The organism is Rhizobium tumorigenes (genome assembly GCF_003240565.2).
GTDB lineage: Bacteria > Pseudomonadota > Alphaproteobacteria > Rhizobiales > Rhizobiaceae > Rhizobium > Rhizobium tumorigenes.
In genome coordinates this window covers 272,203-297,625 of sequence record NZ_CP117259.1, presented here as the reverse complement: position 1 = coordinate 297,625, position 25,423 = coordinate 272,203, and the positions used below count along the sequence as shown (strand labels likewise).

19 protein-coding genes are annotated in these 25,423 nt (G+C 60.5%); 3 read left to right on the top strand and 16 right to left on the bottom strand.

What is annotated here, in order from left to right:
* Positions 1–56: 56 nt before the first annotated feature.
* The 3 genes from PR017_RS26965 to PR017_RS26955 form a co-directional block, all read right to left on the bottom strand.
* On the bottom strand, positions 57–437 hold the full coding sequence (locus tag PR017_RS26965; RefSeq protein WP_111221160.1) for a DUF6481 family protein: 381 nt from the start codon (positions 435–437) through the stop codon (positions 57–59).
* A 40-nt stretch (positions 438–477) separates the two neighbouring features.
* A complete protein-coding gene (locus tag PR017_RS26960) occupies positions 478–690 on the bottom strand; it encodes a hypothetical protein (RefSeq protein ID WP_111221159.1) in 213 nt (70 codons plus the stop codon).
* 129 nt (positions 691–819) lie between these two features.
* Positions 820–1,029, bottom strand: a complete 210-nt coding sequence (locus PR017_RS26955) for a cold-shock protein (protein WP_133255612.1) — start codon at positions 1,027–1,029, stop codon at positions 820–822.
* Between the two features lie 378 nt (positions 1,030–1,407).
* Between PR017_RS26955 and PR017_RS26950 the strand changes: the two genes are divergently transcribed.
* The 3 genes from PR017_RS26950 (at position 1,408) to PR017_RS26940 (ending at position 5,129) form a co-directional block, all read left to right on the top strand.
* Positions 1,408–2,352, top strand: a complete 945-nt coding sequence (locus PR017_RS26950) for a transglutaminase family protein (RefSeq protein ID WP_111221157.1) — start codon at positions 1,408–1,410, stop codon at positions 2,350–2,352.
* Positions 2,353–2,396: 44 nt separating this feature from the next.
* Complete coding sequence (locus PR017_RS26945) at positions 2,397–3,209, top strand: transglutaminase-like domain-containing protein (RefSeq protein ID WP_111221156.1); 813 nt, start codon at positions 2,397–2,399, stop codon at positions 3,207–3,209.
* Between the two features lie 117 nt (positions 3,210–3,326).
* Entirely contained in the window at positions 3,327–5,129 is a 1,803-nt protein-coding gene (locus PR017_RS26940; RefSeq protein WP_111221245.1) for an adenine deaminase, read from the top strand.
* A gap of 31 nt (positions 5,130–5,160) precedes the next feature.
* On the opposite strand, the gene PR017_RS26935 is transcribed toward PR017_RS26940, so the two are convergent.
* The 13 genes from PR017_RS26935 to rhaS form a co-directional block, all read right to left on the bottom strand.
* Positions 5,161–6,216, bottom strand: a complete 1,056-nt coding sequence (locus tag PR017_RS26935; RefSeq protein ID WP_111221155.1) for a siderophore-interacting protein — start codon at positions 6,214–6,216, stop codon at positions 5,161–5,163.
* A gap of 70 nt (positions 6,217–6,286) precedes the next feature.
* Complete coding sequence (locus tag PR017_RS26930) at positions 6,287–8,500, bottom strand: TonB-dependent siderophore receptor (RefSeq protein ID WP_111221154.1); 2,214 nt, start codon at positions 8,498–8,500, stop codon at positions 6,287–6,289.
* 172 nt (positions 8,501–8,672) lie between these two features.
* Positions 8,673–9,551, bottom strand: a complete 879-nt coding sequence (locus PR017_RS26925) for a helix-turn-helix domain-containing protein (RefSeq protein WP_111221153.1) — start codon at positions 9,549–9,551, stop codon at positions 8,673–8,675.
* 102 nt (positions 9,552–9,653) lie between these two features.
* The gene (glgB, locus tag PR017_RS26920) at positions 9,654–11,891 is read right to left on the bottom strand and encodes a 1,4-alpha-glucan branching protein GlgB (protein ID WP_111221152.1); all 2,238 of its coding nucleotides are present in this window, start codon (positions 11,889–11,891) and stop codon (positions 9,654–9,656) included.
* Positions 11,888–15,178, bottom strand: a complete 3,291-nt coding sequence (gene treS / locus PR017_RS26915) for a maltose alpha-D-glucosyltransferase (RefSeq protein WP_111221151.1) — start codon at positions 15,176–15,178, stop codon at positions 11,888–11,890. The genes glgB and treS overlap by 4 nt, the downstream gene beginning before the upstream one ends.
* Entirely contained in the window at positions 15,179–18,355 is a 3,177-nt protein-coding gene (locus tag PR017_RS26910; protein ID WP_425070061.1) for an alpha-1,4-glucan--maltose-1-phosphate maltosyltransferase, read from the bottom strand.
* Between the two features lie 327 nt (positions 18,356–18,682).
* On the bottom strand, positions 18,683–18,904 hold the full coding sequence (locus tag PR017_RS26905) for a hypothetical protein (protein ID WP_111221149.1): 222 nt from the start codon (positions 18,902–18,904) through the stop codon (positions 18,683–18,685).
* Positions 18,905–19,079: 175 nt separating this feature from the next.
* Positions 19,080–20,456, bottom strand: coding sequence for an FGGY-family carbohydrate kinase (locus tag PR017_RS26900; RefSeq protein WP_111221148.1), 1,377 nt, complete (start codon positions 20,454–20,456; stop codon positions 19,080–19,082).
* On the bottom strand, positions 20,453–20,779 hold the full coding sequence (gene rhaM / locus PR017_RS26895; protein WP_111221147.1) for an L-rhamnose mutarotase: 327 nt from the start codon (positions 20,777–20,779) through the stop codon (positions 20,453–20,455). The genes PR017_RS26900 and rhaM overlap by 4 nt, the downstream gene beginning before the upstream one ends.
* Positions 20,776–21,789 (bottom strand): ABC transporter permease, encoded by a 1,014-nt coding sequence (locus tag PR017_RS26890; RefSeq protein WP_111221146.1) that lies wholly within the window; start codon positions 21,787–21,789, stop codon positions 20,776–20,778. Before PR017_RS26890 ends, rhaM begins: the two co-directional genes overlap by 4 nt.
* Positions 21,786–22,790, bottom strand: a complete 1,005-nt coding sequence (locus PR017_RS26885) for an ABC transporter permease (protein WP_111221145.1) — start codon at positions 22,788–22,790, stop codon at positions 21,786–21,788. The genes PR017_RS26890 and PR017_RS26885 overlap by 4 nt, the downstream gene beginning before the upstream one ends.
* 9 nt (positions 22,791–22,799) lie before the next feature.
* Positions 22,800–24,335 carry a sugar ABC transporter ATP-binding protein gene (locus PR017_RS26880; protein WP_111221144.1) on the bottom strand — a complete coding sequence of 512 codons (1,536 nt, stop codon included), beginning with the start codon at positions 24,333–24,335 and terminating at the stop codon, positions 22,800–22,802.
* Between the two features lie 75 nt (positions 24,336–24,410).
* On the bottom strand, positions 24,411–25,406 hold the full coding sequence (rhaS, locus tag PR017_RS26875) for a rhamnose ABC transporter substrate-binding protein (protein WP_111221143.1): 996 nt from the start codon (positions 25,404–25,406) through the stop codon (positions 24,411–24,413).
* Positions 25,407–25,423: the final 17 nt, after the last annotated feature.

The window sequence follows — 25,423 nt, the reverse complement described above, 5'->3', positions numbered from 1 at the left end:
ACGCAAATAGCCGGCCTTTCAAGGGCCGGCTAGCATTTGAATTTGCTGTGGAAAACCTAGCGCTGACGGGCCTTGCGGGCTGCATAGCGGCGGTCGCGTTCGGCCTTGCGGGCTGCCTCGTCGGCGGCCATCTGCTCGACGCTCTTTACAGCTTCCGCTTCCTGGGCTTCGGCATGAGCCTTCGCTTCGGCACTGGCGGCAGCGGTCTTGGCTGCGGCTTCTGCCAGCTGGCGCGCATATTCCTCGCGCTTTTCTTGCTCGCGTTCGGCACGGCGCGCTTCACGCGCTTCCGCTGCTGCCGCACGTTCCGCGCGCTTGGCGACCACATCCGGATCGGTCGGCTTTGGAGCGGTGGCGAATTTCGTCAAAAGCTGCTTTTTGGCTTCGGTGGCAGCCTTGCGGCGCTCGGCAAAGCCATTATCGTTTACGTGTCTCAAGCGGTCGTCGTCCTTATTGGTGGTTTTGCCTCATGGCTTCTCAGCGCTTTGTGGCTTTCTTCGGCTTGCCTACCTGTGGCACAGCATTGGCCTCTTTTTCAAGTCGCAATTCCCGCAGACGGGCTGTCTTGGCGTCGCGATCGGCGGCGACTTCATCGATTTCGGATATTGTCCTGGTCCGAGCCAGGTATTCGGTTTGCGTCTTGCTGAAGGCGATTTCAGCCTGCTCGCGAGATTTGGAATTCTCCGTCACGTTTCAATCCTCCTCAAAGCGTGTCGTCGGTATTAAAGCGAAAAGGCCAGACTGTAGGTCTGACCTTCCCTTGGACTAAAGCCCCTGCAGCATGCCAGTACATCCGTGGCATGGCGAGGCTTAAGACCGTCAAGCAGCCTGGAGTTGGCCGGCAGACATTTTGCCAGACTTGTTGTCACGCTCAAGCTCGAAAGAAAGCTTCTGGCCTTCGACAATTTCGCGCATCCCTGCACGCTCGACAGCCGAGATGTGTACGAACACGTCCGCGCCGCCATTGTCAGGCTGAATAAAGCCGAAGCCCTTGGTGGAGTTAAACCATTTTACTGTGCCGGTGGTCATGACGAACCCTTTCCATAGCAACATCGTTTTTCGCAGAGAGATACTCGGCGAATAAATTTTCGATTTTTGAAAGGGGAATTTCGTCAAGAAAGCGCCAAGCGCCAGCAAACATAAATATCGCAAACAACTACCGATGTTTTTTACTACCCGAACTGCTTCTATTTGTCAACTCTCAGCGTGCCGGCCGAGCTCTGGACACTCCGCCTTCCGAAGCTCCGGATAATTGTCCGCGCATTAATATATCGTCCGCTAATATGAACAGGAATGGCGCGCGAATCGGATCATCGCTTCCATGACGGGCGAAAAAATATAGCATGGCCGCTTTTCCAGAATCGATGCAGCCTCCGGCGCATGCAGGCTGTGAAGGGCATTTGAACTATGACTGTCTTTTCCGTCAAACATATCACGGTCTACCGCTACAAGAAGCCAGTCGCATTCGGGGAGCACCGGCTGATGTTCCGCCCGCGCGACAGCTTCGACCAGCGGCTCCTCGAATCGACACTGCTCGTCGAGCCAAAACCCAGCAGCGTCCGATGGATTCTCGACGTTTTCGGAAACTGTGTCGCGCTGGTGAATGTATCCGAGCCGGCCAGCGAGTTGCGCTTCGAAACAAGGATCCGTCTCGACCACACGCCCCAGGTGGCCCTGAACCTGCAGATAGACGACACCGCTCTGCAATATCCGTTCGCCTATGACCCCGACGAAGTCGCAGACCTTCGGCCGACCATAGAGCGGCACTATCCTGATCCGCATGACATCGTCGGCAAATGGGCGCGCCAGTTCGTCCGCATCGGGCAGCCGACGGCAACCGGCCAGTTGCTGATGACGATGTGCTTTGCCATCCATGAAAGCTTCGCCTACGCCCGCCGCTCTGCGCGCGGCACGCAGCTGCCGATCGAGACGCTGAAGCTGCGCAAGGGAACCTGTCGCGATTTCGCACTGCTGATGATCGAAGCGGCCCGCTCCCTCGGCCTCGCCGCCCGCTTCGTCACGGGTTACGTCTTCGTTCCCAGCCGCAACGATTCAGCGATACGGGGCGGCGGCTCCACCCATGCCTGGTGCCAGGTCTATCTGCCCGGCGCCGGGTGGGTCGAATTCGATCCGACCAACGGAATTGTCGGAAATCGCGATCTGATCCGTGTCGGCGTTGCTCGCGATCCGCGCCAAGCAATCCCGCTCACCGGCAGTTATGACGGAGAAGCTGAGGATTATGACTACATGACGGTACAGGTAAACGTGACAACCGAGCGGAGTGCAGGTACGCTTCCGGAAAGGGCCGAAAGAGCCATGGAACAGTCTCTCTCCTGCAACGTTCAACGGTAGCTCATGCCAATTTGCATGGGTTTCCCATAAACAAAGGCTAAGTGATGAAAATAAGTGCCGGCTTCAGCATTGCGTACGACTGCCCGCAGCCAACTCCCATGTTGCTGTGCCTGAACATTCACCCGTCGCGGCGCATCGACCTGTTGTCCGACCAGGTCCTGACCTTCGACAGGGACATAGAAGCTTCAGGCTACACCGACGGTTTTGGCAACGCTTGCACACGCATCGTGGCGCCCGCCGGCGTAACGACAATTTCCACAGCCTTCGAAATCTACGATACCGGCCTGCCGGACAATATTCCGGTGGATGCCGTGCAGCACGAGATCAAGGATCTGCCGAACGAGGTTCTCGTCTACTTGCTGGGCAGCCGCTATTGCGACACGGACCGGCTGGCGAACTTCGCCTGGTCGGAATTTGGCAATACGCCTTTCGGCTGGCAGCGCGTCAAGGCGATCCTCAATTTTGCCCATAACCAGATCAGGTTCGATTACCAGCAGGCCGATTCCACCCGCAGCGCTTATGGTGGCTTCATCGACCGCGTAGGCGTTTGCCGCGATTACGCCCATCTCGCCATCACGCTCTGCCGCTGCATGAATATTCCGGCACGCTATTGCACCGGCTATCTTGGCGATATCGGCGTGCCCGTCGACGTTAACCCGATGGATTTCAGTGCCTGGTTCGAAGTCTACCTCGGTGGAAACTGGCACACGGTAGACGCCCGTCACAACAAGCCGCGCATTGGACGTATCCTGATGGCAACCGGTCGCGATGCAACAGACGTCGCCCTGACGACGAATTTCGGCCCGGCAAACCTGGTCCGCTTCGAAGTGGTTACCGACGAGATTCCTGCCGAGTAACGGCTCTCCATCCGACACCCACAGAAGTCCCTCCGGCGAATGCAACACCCGTTGCATTCGCCGCTTGCGTTTGCGAGCATGCATCCCTGTTCGGCCCCGACAAGAGATTGGATTTCGATGACCACGCTGACCCGCTTTTCCATCAAGCCGCTCTCCACCATGACCCGCACTCTTGCCGATGTCGCCTCCGCGCGCCGCGAGCCCGATCTGGTCATCGGCGATGCGCGCGTGCTCTCGACCTATTCGGAACGCATTCTGCCCGGCAAGGAAATCTGGATCTCCGGCGGCCGCATTGCTGCAGTAAAACCGAACGGCACCTATAAGGGGACACAGGCCAAACGCTATGATGCAAGGGGCGGCATCATCGCGCCCGGACTGGTCGATCCGCATATCCACATCGAGTCGAGCATGGTCACGGCGTGTGCCTATGCAGAGGCCGCTCTTCTGAACGGCACGACGACGATTTTCTGCGACAGCCACGAGATCGGCAACGTCATGGATGTCGCCGGTGTCGAAGCCATGCTGGAAGACGCGCGACAGGCGCCGCTGTCGATCTTCCTGACGGTGCCGAGCACCGTGCCGGCAACCTCGCCAGTGTTCGAGACGGCCGGGGGCGATCTGACGCCTGCGAAAATCGCAGCCCTGTTCGACAAATGGCCCGAAGCGGTGGCACTTGGCGAGAAAATGGATTTCGTCCAGGTCGCCATGGGTGACGAGCGCAGCCACGCCATCCTTGCTGCGGCGCTGGAAAGGGGTAGGCCGGTCTCCGGGCACGTCTACGGCCGCGAATTCGTGTCGGCCTATGCTGCGTCTGGGGTCACTGACACCCATGAAGCCATCGACCGGGACATTGCCGACGACATGCTGGAGGCAGGCATCTGGCTCTTCCTGCGCGGCGGCCCGCCGACGACGCCATGGCACAGCCTGCCGCTGGCGATCAAGACCATTACCGAACTCGGCGCCTCGCACAAACGCATCGCCGTATGCACCGACGACCGCGACGCCGATGACCTGCTGCTGTTCGGCCAGGACTGGGTGACGCGGGAGGCCGTAAAGGCCGGCATGACGATCGAGCAGGCCTGGTCGATGGGCTCGCTGCACGGCGCCACGCGCTTCGGCATGGAAAACGAAATCGGCGGCCTCGGCGGTGGACGGCGCGCCGATCTCGTGCTGCTGACCGACGAACTGAAGCCGGTCAGCACCTGGTACGGTGGCGAACTGGTCGTGGACAACCGCAAGATCACCGCTGTCCTCGACGAGGCGCTTTCAAAACCATACCGGTATCCGGAGGCCGCCTACCATACGGTGAAGCTGCCGGCCAATCTCAAACTGACGCCGGACCTGCCGACCACGCCGGTGCTCGCACACACCATCAAGACCGAGCTTCCCGGCATCACCCTCGGCCACGTCACCGTCAGTCTTGAGCCGGCGAACGACTGGCAGACACATTTCGAGCGCCACGGCCTGTGCTTCGTGACAGTCATCGAGCGTCATGGAAAATCCGCCGATAATGTTGCCCACGGACTGCTAAACGGCTTCGGGCTTAAGAAGGGTGCGGTCGCATCTTCGGTCGGCCATGATAGCCATAACATCATCGTCGCCGGCACCAACGAGGCAGACATGCAGGTAGCGCTTGCGGCCATCGAGGAAAAGCAGGGCGGTGTCTGCGTAGTCATGGATGGCAAGGTGACAGCCATGGTGCCACTGCCAATTGCGGGGCTTTTGTCCGACAAGCGGGTCCACGAGGTAGCCGAAGAGACCAAGCTGCTGAAGATCGAGTGGGAAAAGGCCGAGTGCACCATCGCCTACATGGGCTTCAACCTCATACCGCTTTCGGTCATTCCGGAAATTCGGATCACCGACAAGGGCCTCGTGCTGGTGCCGGAGATGGAGATCGTCCCGCTGTTCGAGCCGAGCTGAAATGGCATAGCGAAGGGCAGGGGCCTTCGGATTAGGCGACAGGCGACTGTTGTCGCTGCCAGTACGCGGCGACACTGAAACGATCACGGTCATAGGCGATTTCCGTTTTCAGAAAAATCCGGATCGCCCGGGCCTCTGCCTGTTCGCAGGCAACCCAGACGAACGGCTTCTCTCCTCCGGCGGCAACCTGCTCGCGGACGATTGCCTCCAGCCGCCCGGAAAAGCCCTTATCGCGGTGAAGCCAGACGACCCGGCACCTTGCCACCGTTGGCAACGGCTGCTCGTCCGCCTTGCTGGAGACCTCTACGAATATGCGCAACCGGGCATCTGAAGGTGCGGCGGCGGCAATGCGGGCGATGGCGGGGAGGGCGGTTTCATCGCCAACCAGAATGATGTCGCCGACATCCGGCATATCGCCGCCACCTGGCCCCATGAGAGCGGCGCGGTCACCGGACTTCGCGGACAGCGCCCAGGCTGCACCCGGCCCATGATCACCCTCGTGGATGACAAAGTCGATATCGAGTTCGCCGCGATCAGGATGCAGATTGCGGATCGTGTAAGGACGGACGATCAGCGCATCATCGCCCTTCGGCCACTGGATACGTCCATCCGGCATCGTCCGAGGCCAGACTGGCTGACGGCCACGGGGCGGTATCAGCAAACGGACATGCAGCCCCCCGCGGCTGAAATGGCCGATATCATCGGTGGCGACAGTGACACGGCGCATATGGGGCGTGATATCGCGGGCGCCGACGACGGTGATTTCGCGCAGATCCGGGACTGCTGCCACCTGCGGGCCATCCGCCCAGCGGAGATCGAGTTCGTCGTTTTCAGCGGACTTGAACAGGTGCTCCGCCACCATGCAGCGAATGGTAAACAACATCGAGGCCGTCGGGCATTGCAGGTTGATGATCAGCCGGTTGTCGGCAAGCGCGATGTCGCCGCCGCCTATCGTCGTCTCGATGGTCGCGCCATCAGACGTGCGGACGACGTAATCCGGCAACTGGGCACAAAGCTGGTCCAGCAACTTCGCTGCATCGGCGGGAATGGCAACGCCGGAGGCGGTAAACACAGCGGCGTTCATCATTGCGTATCTCCTCGTTTTGCGCTGTCGCATGAAAGGGGGTGGCGCCAGCCACCCGCTTCCGGTCAGCCGACTACCACTTCTTGCTGAGTTTCAGGGTGAAGGTCCGAGCATCGGCGTAACCGCAGGTATTCACCCCGGCGCAACCCGAAACGTATTCCTTGTCGAAGACGTTGGCGACATTGAGCGCTGCACCCCAGCCGTTCTTTTCGTAACGCACGGCCGCATCGAAGACGGTGGCCGAGGGTACGCGCAGCGTGTTGGCGGCATCGGCCCAGGACTTGCCCTGGTAGCGCATGCCGGCACCGAGGCTGACGCCCTCGAGTGAACCGTCGGCTACAGTGTAGTCGAGCCAGAGCGAGGCGGTCGAGTTCGGCACCAGATAGGGCGAATTACCGACGATGCTGGTGTCGAGGTTTTTCGTGACCTCCAGGTCTGTGTACGAGTATGAGCCGAGCAGCTTCCAGTTCTGGTCGAGATTGACCTTGCCTTCCAGTTCGATCCCGCGCGAGCGCACTTCGCCGAGCTGGTACTGCAGGAAGGTGGCGGGATCAGTCAGCGCCATGTTCTTTCTGTTGATGTTGAAGATCGAGGCGGTGAACAGGGCGTCCATGAAGGTCGGCTGGTATTTGATGCCGGCTTCATATTGTTCGCCCTCTTCGGGGACCAGTCCGGCACCGGTAGCGGTCGTGCCGATCAGCGGATTGAAGAAAGTTCCGACGCTGACGTAAGGCGTTATACCGTTGCCAAAGTCGTAGGCAAGACCGGCCCGGCCGCTTGGCGACTTGCTGTTCGAGCCGGAATCCGTGGAGATCCGGGAGTCCGCATTCTCGTCGACGAAATCGTAGCGGCCGTTGAGGGTCACTAGCCAGCCGTCGCCAAACTTCATCTGGTCCTGAGCATAGACGCCGAGCTGCTGCTGCGTCATTACCTGGTCGAGATAGACGAAGTTGGCGCCCTGGGTGCTGTTGTAGACCGGGTCGGTGGCGCTGATAGGGTTCGAGCCGCAGCAGGCTTGCACGTTATCGAGGCGATAGAGCGAATAGTCCGTGCCGACCATGAAATTGTGGCTGATGCCGCCCAGGTCGAACTCACGCTGGGCTTTATTGTCGACCGAGAAGGAATCGGCCTTGCTATGCTCGGTGAAGCCGATGCGCGCCAGTTCGTAGCTCGGGTCGCTGTAGCCGGCAGCATTCGGGTCGCCGCCAACATAGCCATTGAGATACGGGCCTTCCTCGTCCTTCTTCAGGTGGCCGTAACGCAGGTTCTGCGAAAGCTTCCAGCCACCATCGAATTCATGCTCGATGGAGTAGCCGACCATTTCCTGGCTGTAGGTTTCCTTGTCGATGCTCGGTTCGCCGTAGAAAGCCTTGCGGTCGATCTTGCCGAACGGGGCATCGACGACGGTACCGACATAGGGGAAAAAGCCATTGCCGCTGTGCACTTCGTCGAGACCGCTGACATAGGCATAGACCGAGAACTTGGTGGATTCGTCTGGCGAGATGGTGATCTGCGGCATCACGAAGCCACGCAGGTCGTGTGTGAAGTCGCTGTACTGGTCGCCGCCGGCGACTTTGCCGGTCAGGCGGTAGCTCCAGACTCCGTCGGCGCTTAGCTTGTCGGAGAAGTCAAAGCCGGCATAGGCATTGCCGTTGTTGTTGATCCCGACCTCCGTGTAGTAAAGCGGCTGATCGGTCGGTTCTTTGCGGACCATATTGACGATACCGCCGGGATTGGTGCCGCCATAGGTCACTGACGATGCGCCCTTTAGCACTTCGATGCGCTCAAGCGAAAATGGATCGATCTGGAAGCCGCCGAAGCCGTAGCTGAAAAGCGTCAACCCATCGAGAAAGACGCCTGTCTGGGTCGCATCGAAACCGCGGATGTAAAACCAGTCGGTGTCGCCGTCATTGCCGAACGGCTGGGTGTTGACACCCGGCGTATAGCGCAGGGCTTCATCCACCTTGTTTGTAATACCGCGGTCCTGCATTTCCTGCTGACCGACCACCGATAACGACTGCGGCAGGTCCTTGATCGGAATATCCGCTTTAGATCCCGCCGTCGTGGTCTTGGCAACATAACCTTTGACCGGATCGCGGCCGGTCGTATCGCTTCCGGTGTCGGTCGCGCCGGCCTTGCCGCCCTGACCGCCCTGCACCACCAGCGGTTTTAGTTCGGTCGGCTGCGTCTCCTGTGCGGTCGCCGATGTGACAAGCGAAAGGCTCGCCATAGCCACGCCCGCTGCCAGCCGTGCCTTGAATGAAATTCCCTTGGTCAAATACGTCATGTCCTGCGCCCCATTGCGCGCCGCCCTTCACCCTCAAGGCGGCGCCTTCTCAATATAAGATGAGTTATTAACTCATATTAAATCGAAGGGCTTGTCGCAATTTCGCAAAATAGAACGTTTTTGGGCAATTGTGGCAGATGTCGGCATTTGCCCGGACCCTGTGTCAAAAGCCTCACACAAGCTGGCTCTTTCTCCAGTTTGCCGGCGTGGTGCCTATGTGCTTGCGAAAGACACGGGTGAAATGCGCCTGGTCCGAAAACCCTGTCTCGACGGCCACGTCCGTCAACGGCGTATCCGAAATCATCAATTGTTTGGCCCGATCGAGTCGCGCCTTCGTCTGCCACTGGTGCGGGGGAATGCCGGTCGAGGCCTTGAAAGCGTGGCTGAAGTGCGATTGAGACATACTGGTCAAAGCCGCCAGTTCCTCCAGCCGGATATTTCTGAGGCAATTTTCCTCGATGTAATCGACCACCCGGCGCACCTGCCACGCAGCAAGTCTGCTGCGCTTGCGCGGTGCTGTCCGGGAGAGTTGCAGCACATCGATCAACAGCGAGACCGCCAGTCCGTCGCCGTAGAGATCGTGCAGCGGCGCGGGATTTTCGCATTCCGCAGCGATAAGACCTGCCAGCGCCAGCACGCGCGAATCGGAAAACAGCAGGCGCGGATTGCCTAGCCTGGCGGGATCGAGGTCCTCCATCAGGCGGCGGCTGAGCCCTTCCGCGCTGAAGTGGATATCGAGATGACGGACGAAATCGATATCTACCATATCGACCCACATCTCCAGCCCGGCCGGTATGTAGGAGGCACGCGGCGCATTTCCCTGCTGCACGCCGGCCGCTTTTGGCGACAGCTTGAGGCTGCATTGACCGGAGCCGCGCGAGTCCAGGAGGACAAACATCCGGGGATCGTCGGAGACGTAGTAGCCGCCGGCATAGGGCGCACAATCGACGTCCCAGACATCGGCGACGATTCCATTCCAGACGCGACGGTGTACACCGCCGATGACGGAGAAGCCCTCAATCTTGTTATCCATGCGAGGGTGAAATGTCATCGCTCATTCCAGCGGCCGCACCAAACGACGGCGGCCAATACCTAACTCATTAAGTCAGGTATTGGCCGCCGTCAATTCCGGGGTATGTCTTGGCTTGCGAACTCAGCTTTCCGGGACGGATGCTTTTGTTTCAGCAGACCAGCGCAGGAACAGCGTAGACAGCGGCGGCAGCATCACCGAGATCGACGCATCGTGATTGTGCGCCGGGACATCTTCGGTCCACACACCACCAGCGTTGCCGATGTTAGCGCCGCCATAGACTGCTGCGTCGGAGTTCAGCACCTCCGACCAATGGCCGGCCTTCGGCACGCCGACGCGGTAGCCGTAGCGCGGCACCGGCGTGAAGTTGCAGAGTACCAGCATCATCTGCTCGCCATCGGCCGAGCGGCGCAACATGCCTATTACGGAGTTGACCGCATCGTCGGGCACCGCCCACGAAAAACCCTCGCCATGGACATCGCTGAACTGCAGCGCGGCTTCATCGCGATAGAGGTGGTTCAAGTCACGAACGAGACGCTGCATGCCGGCGTGTTGCGGCTGGTCGAGCAGGTCCCAGACTACCGAGGCGTCATGGTTCCACTCGGTGGTCTGGGCAATCTCGCCACCCATGAATATCAGCTTCTTGCCCGGATGGCCCCAGAGGAAGCCGAAATAGGCACGAAGAGTGGCAAAGCGCTGCCAGTCGTCGCCGGGCATCTTGCCGATCAGCGAGCCCTTTCCATGAACCACCTCGTCATGCGACAGCGGCATCATGAATTTTTCGGTGTACTGGTAGACCAGTCCGAACGTCATCATTCCGTGGACGTATGAGCGATAGACAGGATCCTTCTCGATATAATCGAGCGAATCGTGCATCCACCCCATGTTCCACTTGAAGTCGAAGCCCAGGCCACCGTCTTCCGGCGACTTTGTGACGCCTGGCCAGGCCGTTGATTCCTCGGCGATCATCAGGGCATCGGGGCATCGCTGGTGGACGATGGCATTCAGGTGCTTCAGAAAATCGACGGATTCGAGATTTTCACGGCCACCATATTTGTTGGGGATCCATTCGTCGGCATTGCGGCTGTAATCGCGGTACAGCATCGATGCCACGGCATCGACCCTCAGTCCGTCGATGTGGTAGCGCTCGATCCATTCCAGCGCGCTGGAAATAAGGAAGCTTTTCACCTCGTTGCGTCCGAGGTTGTAGATCAGCGTATTCCAGTCCCGATGAAAACCTTCGCGAGGATCTTCATGCTCGTAAAGCGCGCTGCCGTCGAAACGGGCAAGACCCCAGGGGTCTGTCGGAAAATGAGCCGGCACCCAATCGAGGATGATGCCGATACCCACCGCGTGGGCGCGATCGACGAAATAGGCGAAATCCTCTGGCGTGCCGTATCGCCCGGTCGGTGCGAACAGGCCGAGCGGCTGATAGCCCCAGGAGCCGCCGAAGGGATATTCCATGATCGGCAGGAACTCGAGATGAGTAAAGCCCATGTCGCGAGCATAGGGGATGAGCCGCTGGCTGAGTTCCATCCAGTTCAGGTGGCGGTTGCCTTCTTCGGGGATCCGGACCCAGGAGCTGAGATGCACCTCGTAGACCGACATCGGTGCGTCATCGTCCTGTCGCGCCTTGCGGGAGGCCAGCCATTCGGCGTCGTTCCACTGGAAGGGTGTGCTGCGCGCAACAATAGACGCGGTTGCCGGCGCAGCTTCGCTGGCCCGGGCCACGGGGTCGGCCTTCTGCGCAAGAACAGTGCCGCCGGAATCGATGATCTCGTATTTGTAGTGATCGCCGGGACCGAGGCGCGGCACGAAGATTTCCCACACGCCTGCACTCGCACGCAACCTCATGGGGTGGCGACGACCGTCCCAGGAGTTGAAATCCCCGACCACGGAAACACGCCGAGCATTTGGAGCCCAGACCGCGAATCGGACGCCGGCAATACCCTCGACGGACATCGCCTGCCCGCCAAGAACCTGCCCGAGTTCGTAGTGATTGCCCTCGGCCAGAAGGTGCAGGTCGAGGTCGCCCAGTAGCGGGGGGAAGGAATAGGGATCTTCCGTCTCCTGGATAGCGTCCGGCCAGTGGATGCGCAGGCGATATTCCAGGCGTCCTTCGACTGCACCCGCAAACAGACCATTTTGGAAGACCGGCTGCAGCTGCGCGAGGGTCTCGCCACTGCCGGCTGCAATGATGTCGATGGAGATGGCACCAGGAATATAGGCACGGATCACGTATCCGTTGCCGAGGCCATGCAGCCCGAGGACGGAAAACGGATCGCCGTGGCGGCCCTCAACGAGAGCATACAGGGCATCTTGATCTATTCCCGCCAGAAGATCGGCGTTGGCAAGCGTCATAGGTCGTTCTCCAGCAGGCGATCGACAATCATCGATAGGCCACGCAACGGGATAGGAAGCCATTTCGGCCTGTTGCCGGCTTCATAGGCAATTTCGTAGGCAGCTTTGCCGATCAGGAAGAGATCGAGAATGCGGTTGCGCTGCTCCGGCGGCATCTCCAACTGCGGCGAACTTGCCGAGGCTGCGAAATACTCCTCGAGGAAGCGTACTTCCGCTTCTGCCGTAAACTGGTCGATCATCGCCCGGCGCGTTTCGCCGGCACTGTCGACGAGCACCTGTTTGTCGCTGTCGGCAGATGCAGCCGCATAGTTGAGCGAACGCAGGAACCCGGCGACATCGCGCAACGGGCTGGTCTTGGCACGGCGTTCCTCGAGGTCGCGCGTCGGCTCCCCTTCGAAATCGATGATGTAGGCATCGTCCTCCGATACCAGGATCTGGCCAAGATGGAAGTCGCCGTGGATGCGGGTCATCAAGGTGCCGACAGCGGCATCGGCGAGCTTGCCGATGGCCGGAATGATGCGCTCGCGGCGCGACAATACCCGCTCGACCAAAGCCATCCCGGCCGGATCGAGGCCGTCTTTCGATTGCGCAATGATATCGAGTGCAGTCGAGAGCTGAGACAGCACGCTGTCACGCCATTCGTTCGCCGTCGACTGATCGACCCTTAGAGGCGCAAAGGCCGGGTTGGCGCTCGGAGCGGCAAGGGCTGCGTGCAGTTCGCCAAGGCGGCGGCCGACAACGGCAGCGAAGTCGCCGAGAGGACGGAAAGGATTTTCGCTCTCTGCGTGATGTTCTTCTTCCGAGACCAGCAGCTGATCGGTCGTCAGGCGCAGGCCATCGAGCATCCAGTTCCAGGCGTCGCCCTGATTGCGGATGGCGCCCTGGACGATGATCAGAGTGTAACGGTGACCATCCGCGTCGGTACGCGTTACCTCACCCAGCAACGGCGCGCTGTGGGTATAGCCGACCTCTGTCAGATGGCGGGTCATCTCGACTTCTGGATGCTCACCTTCGAACACGTGGCGGATCAGCTTGACCATGGCGAGGTCGCCGATCACCAGCGAGCTGTTCGATTGCTCGGCGGAGAGCCAGACGATCGGCAGGTCGGCGTGTAGGGCGATCTCATCGAGCTTTTCGCTGCCTATGAAGTCGAGCGTGCCGGCCTTGCCCGAGATTGTCGAACGTTCAGCCAGCGCCTGCAAGGTCGCCCGTGCCATGCTTTCCATGGCGAAGCCATCGGTCAGCAAGCCGACGCGACGTCCCTGACGAACGCGGGCGAGCGCCAGCTGCTGGGCCAGAATGGGCGGATGCATGTCGTCCCAGGCAAAGCTAAGCGGCAGGAAGTAGCGCTCCGAGCGATCGTCGAACTCTACCTCTAGCTCAGACATGATCACGCCATCTGCAAAAGGCATGGGGGTCGCCGCGACAAGCGTCGCGTTCTTCACTCTTTCTCCCTTGGCGCCAAACCAGCGACGACGAGCGAGATAGGAAGGCAGGATATCGCGCGACAGTACTGCCGCGTTGCGACCGTCTTCCATCAGTTCCAGCAGGTTGTGCTTCAGAACGATGGTGACAAATTCGTCCATCTGTTCCGGTGGCGGAGTGCGCCATACCGGGCCATCGGTCTCGCCCGCAAGCTTGAACCAGAAGAAGCCATATGGCTGCAGCGTCAGGAGATAGGTCAGCTGGCCGATGGGCGGGAAGGCTGACATGCCGGTCATCTCGACCGGTATCCGGCCCTCGAATTCCGAAAGGTCAAGCTCCACCGCCTGCGGCAGGCGAGACAGGTTGACCACACAAAGGATCGTCTCATCGCCATACTCGCGCAGGTAGGCGAGGATCTTGCGGTTGGCGGGTTTCAGGAAGCGGATGGTGCCCCGACCGAATGCCGTGTGACGACCGCGCAACGCAAGCATGCGTCGCGTCCAGTTCAGCAGCGAATGAGCATCGGTATTCTGTGCCTCGACGTTGAGCGCGCCGTAGCCGTAAATCGGGTCCATGATCGGCGGCAAGACGAGCCGTGCCGGGTCCCCGTGTGAGAAGCCGCCGTTGCGATCGGGTGACCATTGCATCGGCGTACGCACGCCGTCGCGGTCACCGAGATAGATGTTGTCGCCCATGCCGATCTCGTCGCCGTAGTAGAGGACCGGCGTGCCGGGCATCGACAGCAGCAGCGCATTCATCAACTCGACGCGGCGGCGGTCACGCTCCATCAATGGCGCAAGCCGGCGGCGAATGCCGAGATTGATGCGGGCCCGACGGTCTGAAGCGTAGGTGTTCCAAAGGTAATCGCGCTCCTCATCGGTCACCATCTCGAGCGTCAGCTCGTCGTGATTGCGCAGGAAGATCGCCCACTGGCAATTGTCCGGAATATCCGGTGTCTGGCGCAGGATGTCGGTAATCGGGAAGCGGTCTTCTTTGGCAATGGCCATGTACATGCGCGGCATCAGCGGAAAGTGGAACGCCATGTGGCACTCGTCGCCATCGCCGAAATAGTCGCGCGTGTCTTCCGGCCATTGGTTGGCTTCGGCCAGAAGCATCTTGCCGGGATGGCTCTCGTCCATGGCGGCACGGATCTGCTTCAGGATCGCATGCGTCTCCTCGAGATTCTCGTTATTGGTCCCCTCGCGCTCGACAAGGTAGGGGATTGCGTCGAGGCGGAATGCATCGATGCCGGTATCCAGCCAGAAGCGCATCGCCTTCATCAGCTCGTCCATGACGGCCGGATTGTCGAAGTTCAGGTCTGGCTGGTGCGAATAGAAGCGATGCCAGTAATACTGGCCAGCCGCCGCATCCCAGGTCCAGTTCGACTTTTCAGTATCGATAAAGATGATGCGGGTTTCCGGGAACTTCTGATCCGTATCCGACCAGACATAAAAATCACGCTCCGGCGATCCGGGTGCTGCCAGCCGTGCACGCTGGAACCAGGGGTGCTGGTCGGAGGTGTGGTTGATGACCAGTTCGATGATGACGCGCATCCCGCGCTCGTGCGCGCCGGCAACGAACTCGCGGAAGTCGTCCATCGTCCCATAGTCGGGGCTGACATTGGTGTAATCGGCAATGTCGTAGCCATCGTCGCGGCGAGGCGAGGGGAAGAACGGCAGCACCCAGATGGCGGTGACGCCGAGAGCTGCGATATAGTCGAGCTTCTGGGTGAGGCCCTGGAAGTCGCCGATACCATCGCCATTGCTGTCGAAAAACGACTTGATGTGCAGCTGGTAGATGATGGCGTCCTTGTACCAGAGCGGATCCTGGCCAAGCTTTTCGTTGATGATGATATTGTCCATTTAAATCTCCCGAACACTGCTACGCCAGATGGAAAAGGGCACGCCCGGCTCAAACCGGAGATGTTGCCGCTTGCCTGTCCAGGTCATTCGATTGCCATGCATGAGGTCTTCGACGAAAAGGCTGCCGTTATCTGGAAGGCCCGAGGCCCACAGCGGAATTTCGACGTCGGCTTCCTGCGCGTTATGAGGGTCGAGGCTGACCGCCACGAGCACGACGTTGTCTCGGCTCGGCGTCGCCTTTTCGAAGAAGAGAATGTTATCGTTCCAAGCCGGCAGCAGGGTCAGGCCCAGATGAGAATGCAGCGCCGGATTGTGCTTGCGGATGCCGTTCAGCCGAGTGATCTCGGCGATGATGTTGCCCGGCCGATCCCAGTCCCAGGCCCGGATCTCGTACTTCTCGCTGTCGGCATATTCCTTGCGCTTGGCATCCGGACGGCCCTCGCAGAGCTCGAAACCGTTATAAACGCCCCAGAGCCCCGAAAGCGTAGCAGCGAGTGCGGCGCGGATCAGGTAGGCCGAGCGCGGCGCGTTCTGCAGGAAATCAGGGTTGATATCGTGGGTGTTGACGAAGAAATGCGGGCGGAAGAAATCCTTCGGCGCCGTTTCCGTCAGCTCGCGCATATAGGCTTCCAGCTCCCACTTGGCATTGCGCCAGGTGAAGTACGTATAGGACTGGGAGAACCCGACCTTGGCGAGGCGGTACATCACCTTCGGCTTGGTAAAGGCTTCCGATAGGAACACCACGTCTGGATGTCGGCTGCGGATATCGCCGATCATCCACTCCCAGAAAGGGAAAGGCTTGGTGTGCGGATTATCGACTCGGAAAAGCTTTACACCGTGATCGACCCAAAGCTGGACTACATCGCGCAACGCCGTCCAAAGCCCCGGCACGGCGTCCTTGGCATAGAAATCGACGTTGACGATGTCCTCGTATTTCTTGGGCGGATTTTCCGCATAGCGCACAGTTCCGTCCGGTCGCCAGTCGAACCAGCCCGGATGCTGCTTCAGCCATGGGTGATCCGGCGAGGCCTGGATGGCAAGGTCGAGCGCGATCTCCAGCCCGTGCTCGTGAGCCGCCTCGACCAGCCGGTCGAAATCCGCGAATGTTCCGAGTTCCGAATGGATGGCATCATGGCCACCGTCCGCCGCGCCGATGGCGTAGGGGCTGCCCGGATCCTGCTCCGACGCGTTCAGGGTGTTGTTGCGACCCTTGCGGTTCGTGTTCCCGATAGGGTGTATCGGCGGGAAGTACAGAACGTCGAAACCCATGTCGCGGATGGCGGGCAGACGACCGATCACGTCGTCGAATGTGCCGTGACGGGTCGGATCGCCGCTCTGCGAGCGCGGAAAGATCTGGTACCAGCTGGCAAAACCTGCCGCCTGCCGTTCGGCGTCCACCGGGTACGCTGCGCTGCGCACTTTGAACGGGCGGTGATCCGCCTGTTTCATCAGCGACGAGGTTTCGCCAGCCAGCAAAAGCTGGACGCGAGCCTTGTCTTCCGCCTTGGTAAGGCTGTCCGCCAACGTTTCAAGCCGCGTGGCGATATCGCCGCTATTCTTGCCGATCGCAGACTTGACGAGACCGAGGCCTTCCTGGAGCTCGAGCTTCAGGTCGAGCTTGGCGTCGTTCTTCTTCACCAGTTCATAGCGAAAGATGGCAAACGGGTCGCGCCAGGCTTCGATGACGAATTCATGTCGGCCCATGCGCTGAAGTTCGAATTCTGCCCACCAGCGGTCATTGCCGATTAACTGCATGCGGACTTCAGACCAGATGTCCTCATCGACGGCGCGCCACATGAGGGATGCCGAGAGCGGATCGTGGCCATCGCCGAAAATGTCAGCCTCGACACGGACTGTCTGTCCGACGGTGGTTTTCACCGCGAAGCGGCCGTCATCGACTGACGGCGTCACCTCTTCGATCGCCAGTCGTGGCGTAGCGGCAGCGTCTGTCGCAGGCAGGGGAGCTTGCGACAAAATCGCCTTGCTGGCCTTGCCCTCGAATACCCGGACCTCGCCGGGAAGCAGCCTGATGATTTTCTCAGCGTCTAGCGTCGCGCCATCAGCCAAGCCCAAAAGCGGCAGGAAGCCAGCCGAATTTTCGGAAAGCATTCCCACTGGCAACAGCGCGGATTTGCGCAGGTCGTTATTGACTGCAATCAGCCTCTGCGTGCTGGCAAAGCGCGCATCGGCGGCGTCTGAGCGGATGAGGATGGAGACCGGGGTCGACGAGCCCACGACCACGCGGACCGACTGTCTTTCGAACGCCGCGTTCTGCTTCTGAAGGTTTGCATTAACCCGCCGGACCTCGCCCGAAAGGTCAAGAAGACCATCGTGACGCAAGGAGGAGATACCGCGTCCGTTGCCGGCCGTCATGTCGAGGGCGAGAGACGCGCCGAATTCGAACCCCATAGGTATCAGCAGACCGTCGCCGAATTCAGCTGCTATCAGCAGTGCACGACGCGCTTTGCGCTCGATTGTCTCCAGGTCTTCCGCACCATGGGCGACGCGGCGACCGAACGGTGCTTCTGGAAACGCAATGTTGAGACCGATTGCGCGGTGGACATCGTGCTCCTCGACGATCCAATCGCCACGCTTGTCCCACCAGCAGATAGACGAGAAGGCACCGTCAAATCCCGCGCTTTGCAGAGCGCGGCGGACAGAGAAGGCCGTGCCCGGGGTCCAGGCATAGAAATGAGTGTCTGGCGCAATCTCGCGGGCAGCGCTGATCAACCGTGTCCAGGCATATGAAGGTACCCTGTCGATGCCGAGGCAGCGAAAGCCCGAAATGCCTGCCGATACCAGTGCGTCGAGGCGGACCTGCCATTGGCGCAGGTTTTCCTCCTCCGCTTCGCTGCCGGTTGAAAAGTGCTTAGCATGCCTTTCCTCGGGCGAAATGCGCGGATCGGAAACTACGTCTCCGTTGATCGATTCTACAGTTGAAATTCGATCTATGACGATGTCGATCATGAAGTTCAGACCGCGTTGGCGGGCCGCGGCGGCGAGGGCCTGAAGCCCCTCGACGGTATTCCCGAGGCTTTGCAGCGATGGCGTCAGGCGATCCAGGTCGCTGGGAACGAACACGCTTTCGCCCGGCACCGTCAGAAACGGCGGGGCTGAAAGGACGGTGTCGAAGCCCAGGGCTGCGGCGTGATCGAAGACAGCCGACCAAGTCATCATGCCGTCCAGCATCAGGGGGTGGACGTAGTAAATGCGTGGTGGTCGACGCCGTTTTTGCTGATCGTTCCGTAGGGTAGACGCTTGCATCGTTCTCGGCCCCGCTGGCCGCGCCCGAGGGCTGCGACCGGATTTTGGTTTGCCAAGTGGAACGGTAGGCAGCCTCCATTGTTCCGCCGACGAGCAGGTTTATCCTCCGGCAGAGACTTTCGGGCGGGCAGGAAATCGATTTTTCAGCGCATGTTGGCATTGAGCGTTAAGCACCTGCGGAAGTCTGCCCGCATAGGCTCCGAAGTCGTTACGCTTACTTCAAACGATAGTGGAAAGTCTTCAATGAATGACGATGGGGTGATCGGGGCAGATCGCCTCGCCTATCATCTGGTCCATGTGTTCGTCAGCGACTTCGACGAGTGAGATCGCGATGTCCTCGGGCTTCCAGCCTTCGTCGAGGGCTTCGCGCACCACCCTTTCCACCGCACGGCGGAGAGACTCCCGGCAGCGCCAGTCGCTGTCGTCGGCAAGCAGCAGAGGATTCTTTGGCGTTTTTGGCATAGCGTCCCCCTCGCGCGAGGCCCGACTCCTGAGTGTTGCTGGCTTGATCGATACGCGGCACAGCCATAGCTGCCAATCGTCTCATATATTATCTGTGGTAACCGCCACTCTTGGCAAGACACGAAGACGCAATACCGGCCGAAATCGCCGGCGGTAGGGAAGTGCGACGAGGAGGCTATCGCGTGCGCTGATACCAGAGCGCGCTATAGTCATCGAGCGGGGGCAGAGGGAGGCTGGCCTGCGCTAGCAAGGTGAGAGCCGCCGGAGCGATGCCCGTCAGCAGTGCAGCGCCGAGGCTGGTGCCCGTGGAGCCCGGCAGCGCGACGACATCTAGGCCGGTAAGGGCGGAAAGCGCCGCTATATAGATGCGGTTGAGCGCAAACGGTCCCTCGACGACAACGCTGCCACCGGCGCCAATCAGATCGAGGCAGGCCTGCGTCATGAGAGCGAGATACAGCCCGGCGGCAGCGCAGCGCTCTGCGACTGTCGCCTCCGCGTCGTTCAACCATTGCATTTGCGCGCCGGGAAAGGGACCTGAGCCGGGGACCACGTTTGGCAACAGCATCAGACGTCGCTCGATGACGGCACTCACCGCCTTCTCGGAATCCTCGGGGGCGACGTCGCCGAACGCTCTCGCCAGCACTTCGAACTCCCTACCGCCCATGAACCGCGACGAGGGAACGGCGCGACCGTAGGCATCTACATTGGCGAGCGTGTCGCGCCCAGGATCGAGCCCATCCATATCGCCGCCAACGGCAAAGCTGACCACCCATGTCCCCGTCGAGACTACAGTGAAGGGTGAGGGGCGATCGATCAGGTGTGGAAGCAGCGAAGCGTTGCTGTCATGGATGCCGCAGAAGACCGGAATTTCACCGCCAACTCCTAGCTCGGCGGCGAGCGAAGCAGAGATCGGCCCAAGGACATCGAACGCCGAGCGGATCGGCGCCATTTTGGCACGGATGCCAAGCAGGTCAACGAGGGGCGAGTAGTCTGCGGATGCCGGCAGCCACAGATCCGTATGACAGCCGAGCGATGTCATTTCGTTGGCAGCTACGCCGGTCAGCCGCCAGGCCCAGTATTGCGGATAGGTAAGAATCGTCGCAACCCTAGCAAAGGCCTCGGGAAAGACCGTCTTCTGGTAATGCAACTGCGCCCCGAGATTAAGGCCGACGGCAAGCGAGGGCGAGAAGGTTTCGGCGAAATCCGGGCGCAGAGCGAGGTACTCCGCGCGAATGGCCGGGTCGTAGGGATGCTCATAATCCAGCACGGGCAGCGCGAGCGCGCCGTCGGCATCGAGCAATGCGGCACAAGCCCCATGGGTGGTGATCGACACAGCATCGAAACCCGGCGCAACCGCGAAATCGGCCAGCGCTTTCATCGTGAAGCACCACAAGGCTTCGATATCGTAGTGGGGATAGGGGCCGTCTTGCAGTACGCTGTTGCCGGTCTTGACGACGGCGACCTCCCTACCGGTCCGGGCATCGAGCACGACCACCTTGGCATTCGTCTTGCCGATGTCGAGGACGGCGATGCGCTGGAAAGCCGCGCTCATGGCAGATGAAAGAGCGTCACGAGATCGCTCTGCTCAGGCGAATTATCCGGATTGGTGGCCATGATATCGGCCATGTGCGCCCACCAGCGCTGCATCACCGGGTGGGCCGGAAGGCTCGCCATCGTGTGATCCTTCGGCCGCGTCAGCACGCCGAACAGCGTGTTGGTTTCGCGGTCGAGATGGATGGAATAGTCGCTGGCCCCGGAGGTGTGCAGCAAGTCGACCAGTTCCGGCCAGATCTCGTCGTGACGCCGGCGGTATTCGGCTTCCATGCCGGGATGGAGCCGCATCTTGAAAGCGCACTTTTCGAAATCGCCGGTCATTTGCCGCTCATGGCCTTTATGCGCCGCACGATGATGGGCAGCGCGATGGTGATGATCAGCAGCAGGCCGATGAAGATCGACATGACGATGCCAGGAACATTGAGCAGGCCGAGGCCAAAGGTAACGAGGCCCATGACAAAGGCAGCAATGACGACGCCGCCGATAGTGCCGGAGCCGCCGAGGATGGACACGCCGCCGAGCACGACCATGGTCACCACTTCCAGCTCCCACCCTTGCGCTATCGATGGCCGCGTCGAGCCGAGCCGCGAGGTGAGGCAGACCGAGGCCAGACCGCTCATGACGCCGGTCAAAAGGAAGAGGATGAACTTTATCCGCTCGACCGGAATGCCGGAGAACCTCGCCGCAAACTCATTGTTTCCGATCACATAGACCTGCCGTCCGAAATTGGTGGCATGCAGCAGGATGGCAAACAGGATCGCAAGCACGAGGAACAGCACGAACTCGAATGAGAAAACCCAGACGACGTAACCCTGTCCGAAGAAGGCGAAGTCTTCAGGATAGCTCCCGAACGCCTGGTCCCCGAGGACGATGTAGGAAATGCCGCGAAACAGGCTCATCGTGCCGATGGTGACGACGATAGACGGCAGCTTTAGCACGGAGACCAGAATGCCGTTGAACAGCCCACACAGCAGCCCGACGCTAAGGCCGATGGCAACCAGCCCGACGGTATCGACGCCCGCCTGCGCCGCATATCCCATCGCGGTCGAGGCAAGCGCAATGATCGCTGCAACCGACAGGTCGATTTCGCCAGCAATGATCAGCAGCGCCATAGCAAAGGCGATCATCGCCTTTTCGGTGAAATTGTATGTCGCGTCCGAGAGATTGTAGGCATCGAGGAAGTAAGGCGAGGCCAGCGAGTTGAAGATGAAGATCAGGATGGCGACGCCAAACAGCAGCACCTCCCAACTGGCCATGATGCGCCGGAAGGGTGTCCCCAGCCTATCGGGAATGGCGCGTCGCTCGGTCTGTGTCTCGGGAACGGCACTCATGCTGCCACCTCGGTTGTGATCGTGTCCCGGGCCGCCTTGTCGCGCAGGATGATACGGCCGCGATTGCGTTCACGGCGCGCATTGAAGACGACTGCGAGGATGATAACGGTGCCGGAGATCGCCATCTGCGTGAACGGCGAGATTCCAATCACAGGCAGCGCGTTCTTGATGACGCCGAGAAACAGTGCGCCGAGCACGGTGCCGGCCACAGAGCCGACGCCGCCCGCAATCGAGATGCCGCCGATGACGCAGGCGGCGACGCTGTCGAGCTCGAAGCCGTTGGCAATATCTACATAGGCGACCGCATAGCGCGACACCCAGAGATAGCCTGAGAGCCCCGCCAGCGCGCCGGAGAGAACGAAGGCGAAGAAGCGCGTCCGGCCAACATCGACGCCGGCATAGACGGCGGCGACGGCATTACCGCCGGCAGCGTAGGCGGCGCGGCCGAAGGGCGTAAATTTCAGGATAAAGTATATGAGCGCGACAACGGCAATGCCGATCCAGCCAAGCACCGGCAGGCCGAATATCATGGTGCGCGGGACGTTGAGAAAGACCGGCGTCATCTGGTGCGCGTTGACCCAGGCACCGCCCGACAGCACGAAGGCCATGCCGCGATAGATGGTCAGCGTGCCAAGGGTAACGACGATCGGCGGCATTTCCAGCGCCCAGACGAGGTAGCCGTTGATAGCGCCGAGTGCTGCGCCGATAACGATGGAGACGAGGATAAGGGCCGCAAGCGGAATGCCTGGGAAGCTGGAATTCAGCATGGCAACCGCCATGCCGGTCAGCGCAAGGTTGGCGGCAACCGACAGGTCGATGGACTTGGTGAGGATTACCGTCATCTGGGCCAGTGCCAAGATGATGAGGATCGAGGTGTCGTTGAAGATGTTGGACAGGTTGCCGGGCGCGGCGAAACCCGCAGCGCGGGTGGAAAAGCCTGATATCATCACCAGAATGATGATGAACAGCAGCGTTTCGCGCTTTTTCAGGAGACGGGACATGGCTTTATCCTAAACATTGCCAGTGGCGGCGCGCACCAGGGTTTCCGGCGTCAGCGCATCGCGGTCGAACAGGCCTGCCGACAGGCCTTCCTTCATGACGAGCACCCGATCCGCCATGCCGATGATTTCAGGCAGCTCCGACGAGATCATGATGATGCTGAGGCCCTCGGCGGCCAGTTCGCTGATGAACTGGTGGACGGCAGCCTTGGAGCCGATGTCGATGCCCTTGGTCGGTTCGTCGAGGATGATGACCTTTGGCAGCGTCGCCAGCCATTTGCCGATCACCACCTTCTGCTGGTTGCCACCAGACAGGGTGCCGACAGGCACGGACAGGGCAGCCGCGCGCAGGTCCAGCCGCTCGGCGTACTTGCGGGCCAGCGCCAGCTCATTCGCAGCGTTCAGGAAACCCTTGCGCGATGTGCGCACCAGAGAGGGCAGCGACATGTTCTGGAATATCGGCATCGGTAAAGCCAGCCCATGGCGGCCGCGCTCCTCCGGCACGTAGACGATGCCGGCCCGGATCGCATCCAGCGGCGAGCGAATGGCAATCTCCTTGCCGTCCAGCGTCAGCTTGCCCGAAAGAGGTTTGGTGATGCCGAACAGCGACTGGCAGATTTCGGAGCGGCCGGCGCCGATGAGCCCGTAGATGCCGAGGATTTCACCACGGCGGAGCTCGAACGAGATGTCGCGGAATTCCGTCGCATGGCAATAGCGCTCGACGGCAAGGACCGTGGCGCCGATGTCGACGGCCATCTTCGGAAAGGCATCCTTGACGTCGCGGCCGACCATCATGCGGACAATCTCGTCCTGCGGCGTGTCCTTCAGCCGACCATGGCCGACGGCCCGGCCATCGCGGAAGACGGCAAAATTATCGGCAATCTCGTAGACCTCGTCGAACTTATGGCTGATGAACAGGATCGCCTTGCCCTTGGCCTTCAGGCCCTCGACGATGCGGAAGAGGTCATCGATCTCCTTGCGCGAGAGGGCAGCCGTCGGCTCGTCCATGATGACGATGCGGGCCTCTATGGACAGTGCGCGGGCGATGGCGACGAGATGGCGCTGGGCGATCGACAGGTCCTTCAGGCGGATCGTCGGGTCGATGGCACTTTCGAGCGACACGAGCAGCGCCTTGGCGCGGCTGTTCATCGTCTTCCAGTCTATCGTCCGCCATGCCGTGCGCGGCGCGTGGCCGAGGAAGATGTTTTCCGCCACCGTCAACTCGTCGAACAGCACCGTTTCCTGGTGAATAGCCGTGACGCCGGCATCTATCGAAGCCTGGGCGCTCGCAAATGTGGTCGGCTTGCCATCGACCAGGATCTCGCCTTCGTTCGGCCGGTAGATGCCCGTCAGAATCTTCACCAGCGTCGACTTGCCGGCACCGTTCTCGCCGATCAGCGCCGTCACCTTGCCGGGATAGAGCGCAATGCTGACATTATCGAGTGCCTTGACGCCCGGAAAGATCTGCGAAATTCCGCGCATTTCCAGGATCGCCGTCTCCGACACGGGCGGGCTATCCACGACGGGGTATTGAAGGGCAGCAGTCATCAGCGGTCTACCGGTTAAGATTTCCAGTCCCGGCGGCACGGTGCCGCCGGGTGGTGAGCTTTGGCTGACAGGCGATCAGAAGACTTTCGAGAACTGATCGATGTTGGAGGCATTGTAGACGAAGGGATCGGACATGGCGGCTTCGCCCTTGTCGTCGACCTTGATCTTGCCCATGCGGCCGGCCGGGATTTCGCTGCCTGGCGCACCCTTGGTCTCACCCTTGACGAGGCGATAGGCGATCTGTGTGGCCGAATAGCCAAGGTCGATCGGATTCCAGATGGCAAATTCCTTGGTCGCGCCGGACTTGATGGCGCCGGCCATTTCCGAGGGCAGTCCGAGACCGGTGACATAGACCTGGCCAATCTTGCCGGCATCCTTAACAGCCTGCGAGGCGGCGAGAACACCCACGGTGGTCGGCGCAACGATGACCTTGACTTCAGGATGCGAGGTCAGGATGCCCTGCGCTTCGCGGTAGCTCTTGTCCGACAGATCGTCGCCGTAGACGGTCGTGACGAGGGTCATGCCCGGAAAGTCCTTCATCTGCTTCTTCATCTCGGCAATCCAGATGTTCTGGTTGGTCGAGGTGGTCGTGGCAGACAGGATGGCGAAGTCACCCTTGCCGCCGTCGAGATGATCCTTGACCAGCGTCAGGCACATCTTGCCGATCAACTCGTTGGATGACGGGTTGAGCTGCAGGATACGGCCGGCCTTTGCGACGCCGGAATCGAAAGAGATCACCTTGATGCCGCGCTGGGCCGCCTTCTTCAGGGCCGGCACGACAGCATCTGGATCGTTGGCCGAGATGGCGATGGCATCTACGCCCTGGGCGATCAGCGAGTTGATGACTTCGATCTGGCCTTCGGCCGTCGTCGTGGTCGGGCCTGTGTAGATGACCTCGACGCCGCCGAGTTCCTTGGCCGCTTCCTGGGCGCCCTTGTTGGCCGCTTCAAAGAAGCCGTTGCCGAGCGATTTGACCACGAGGCCGATCTTGATGTCCTTGGCGTTTGCCGTGCCGGACATCAAGGCTGCGACCAGCGCAACGCCGATCGCCAGTTTCTTTACAATATGCATGTCTCTTCCTCCCAGTT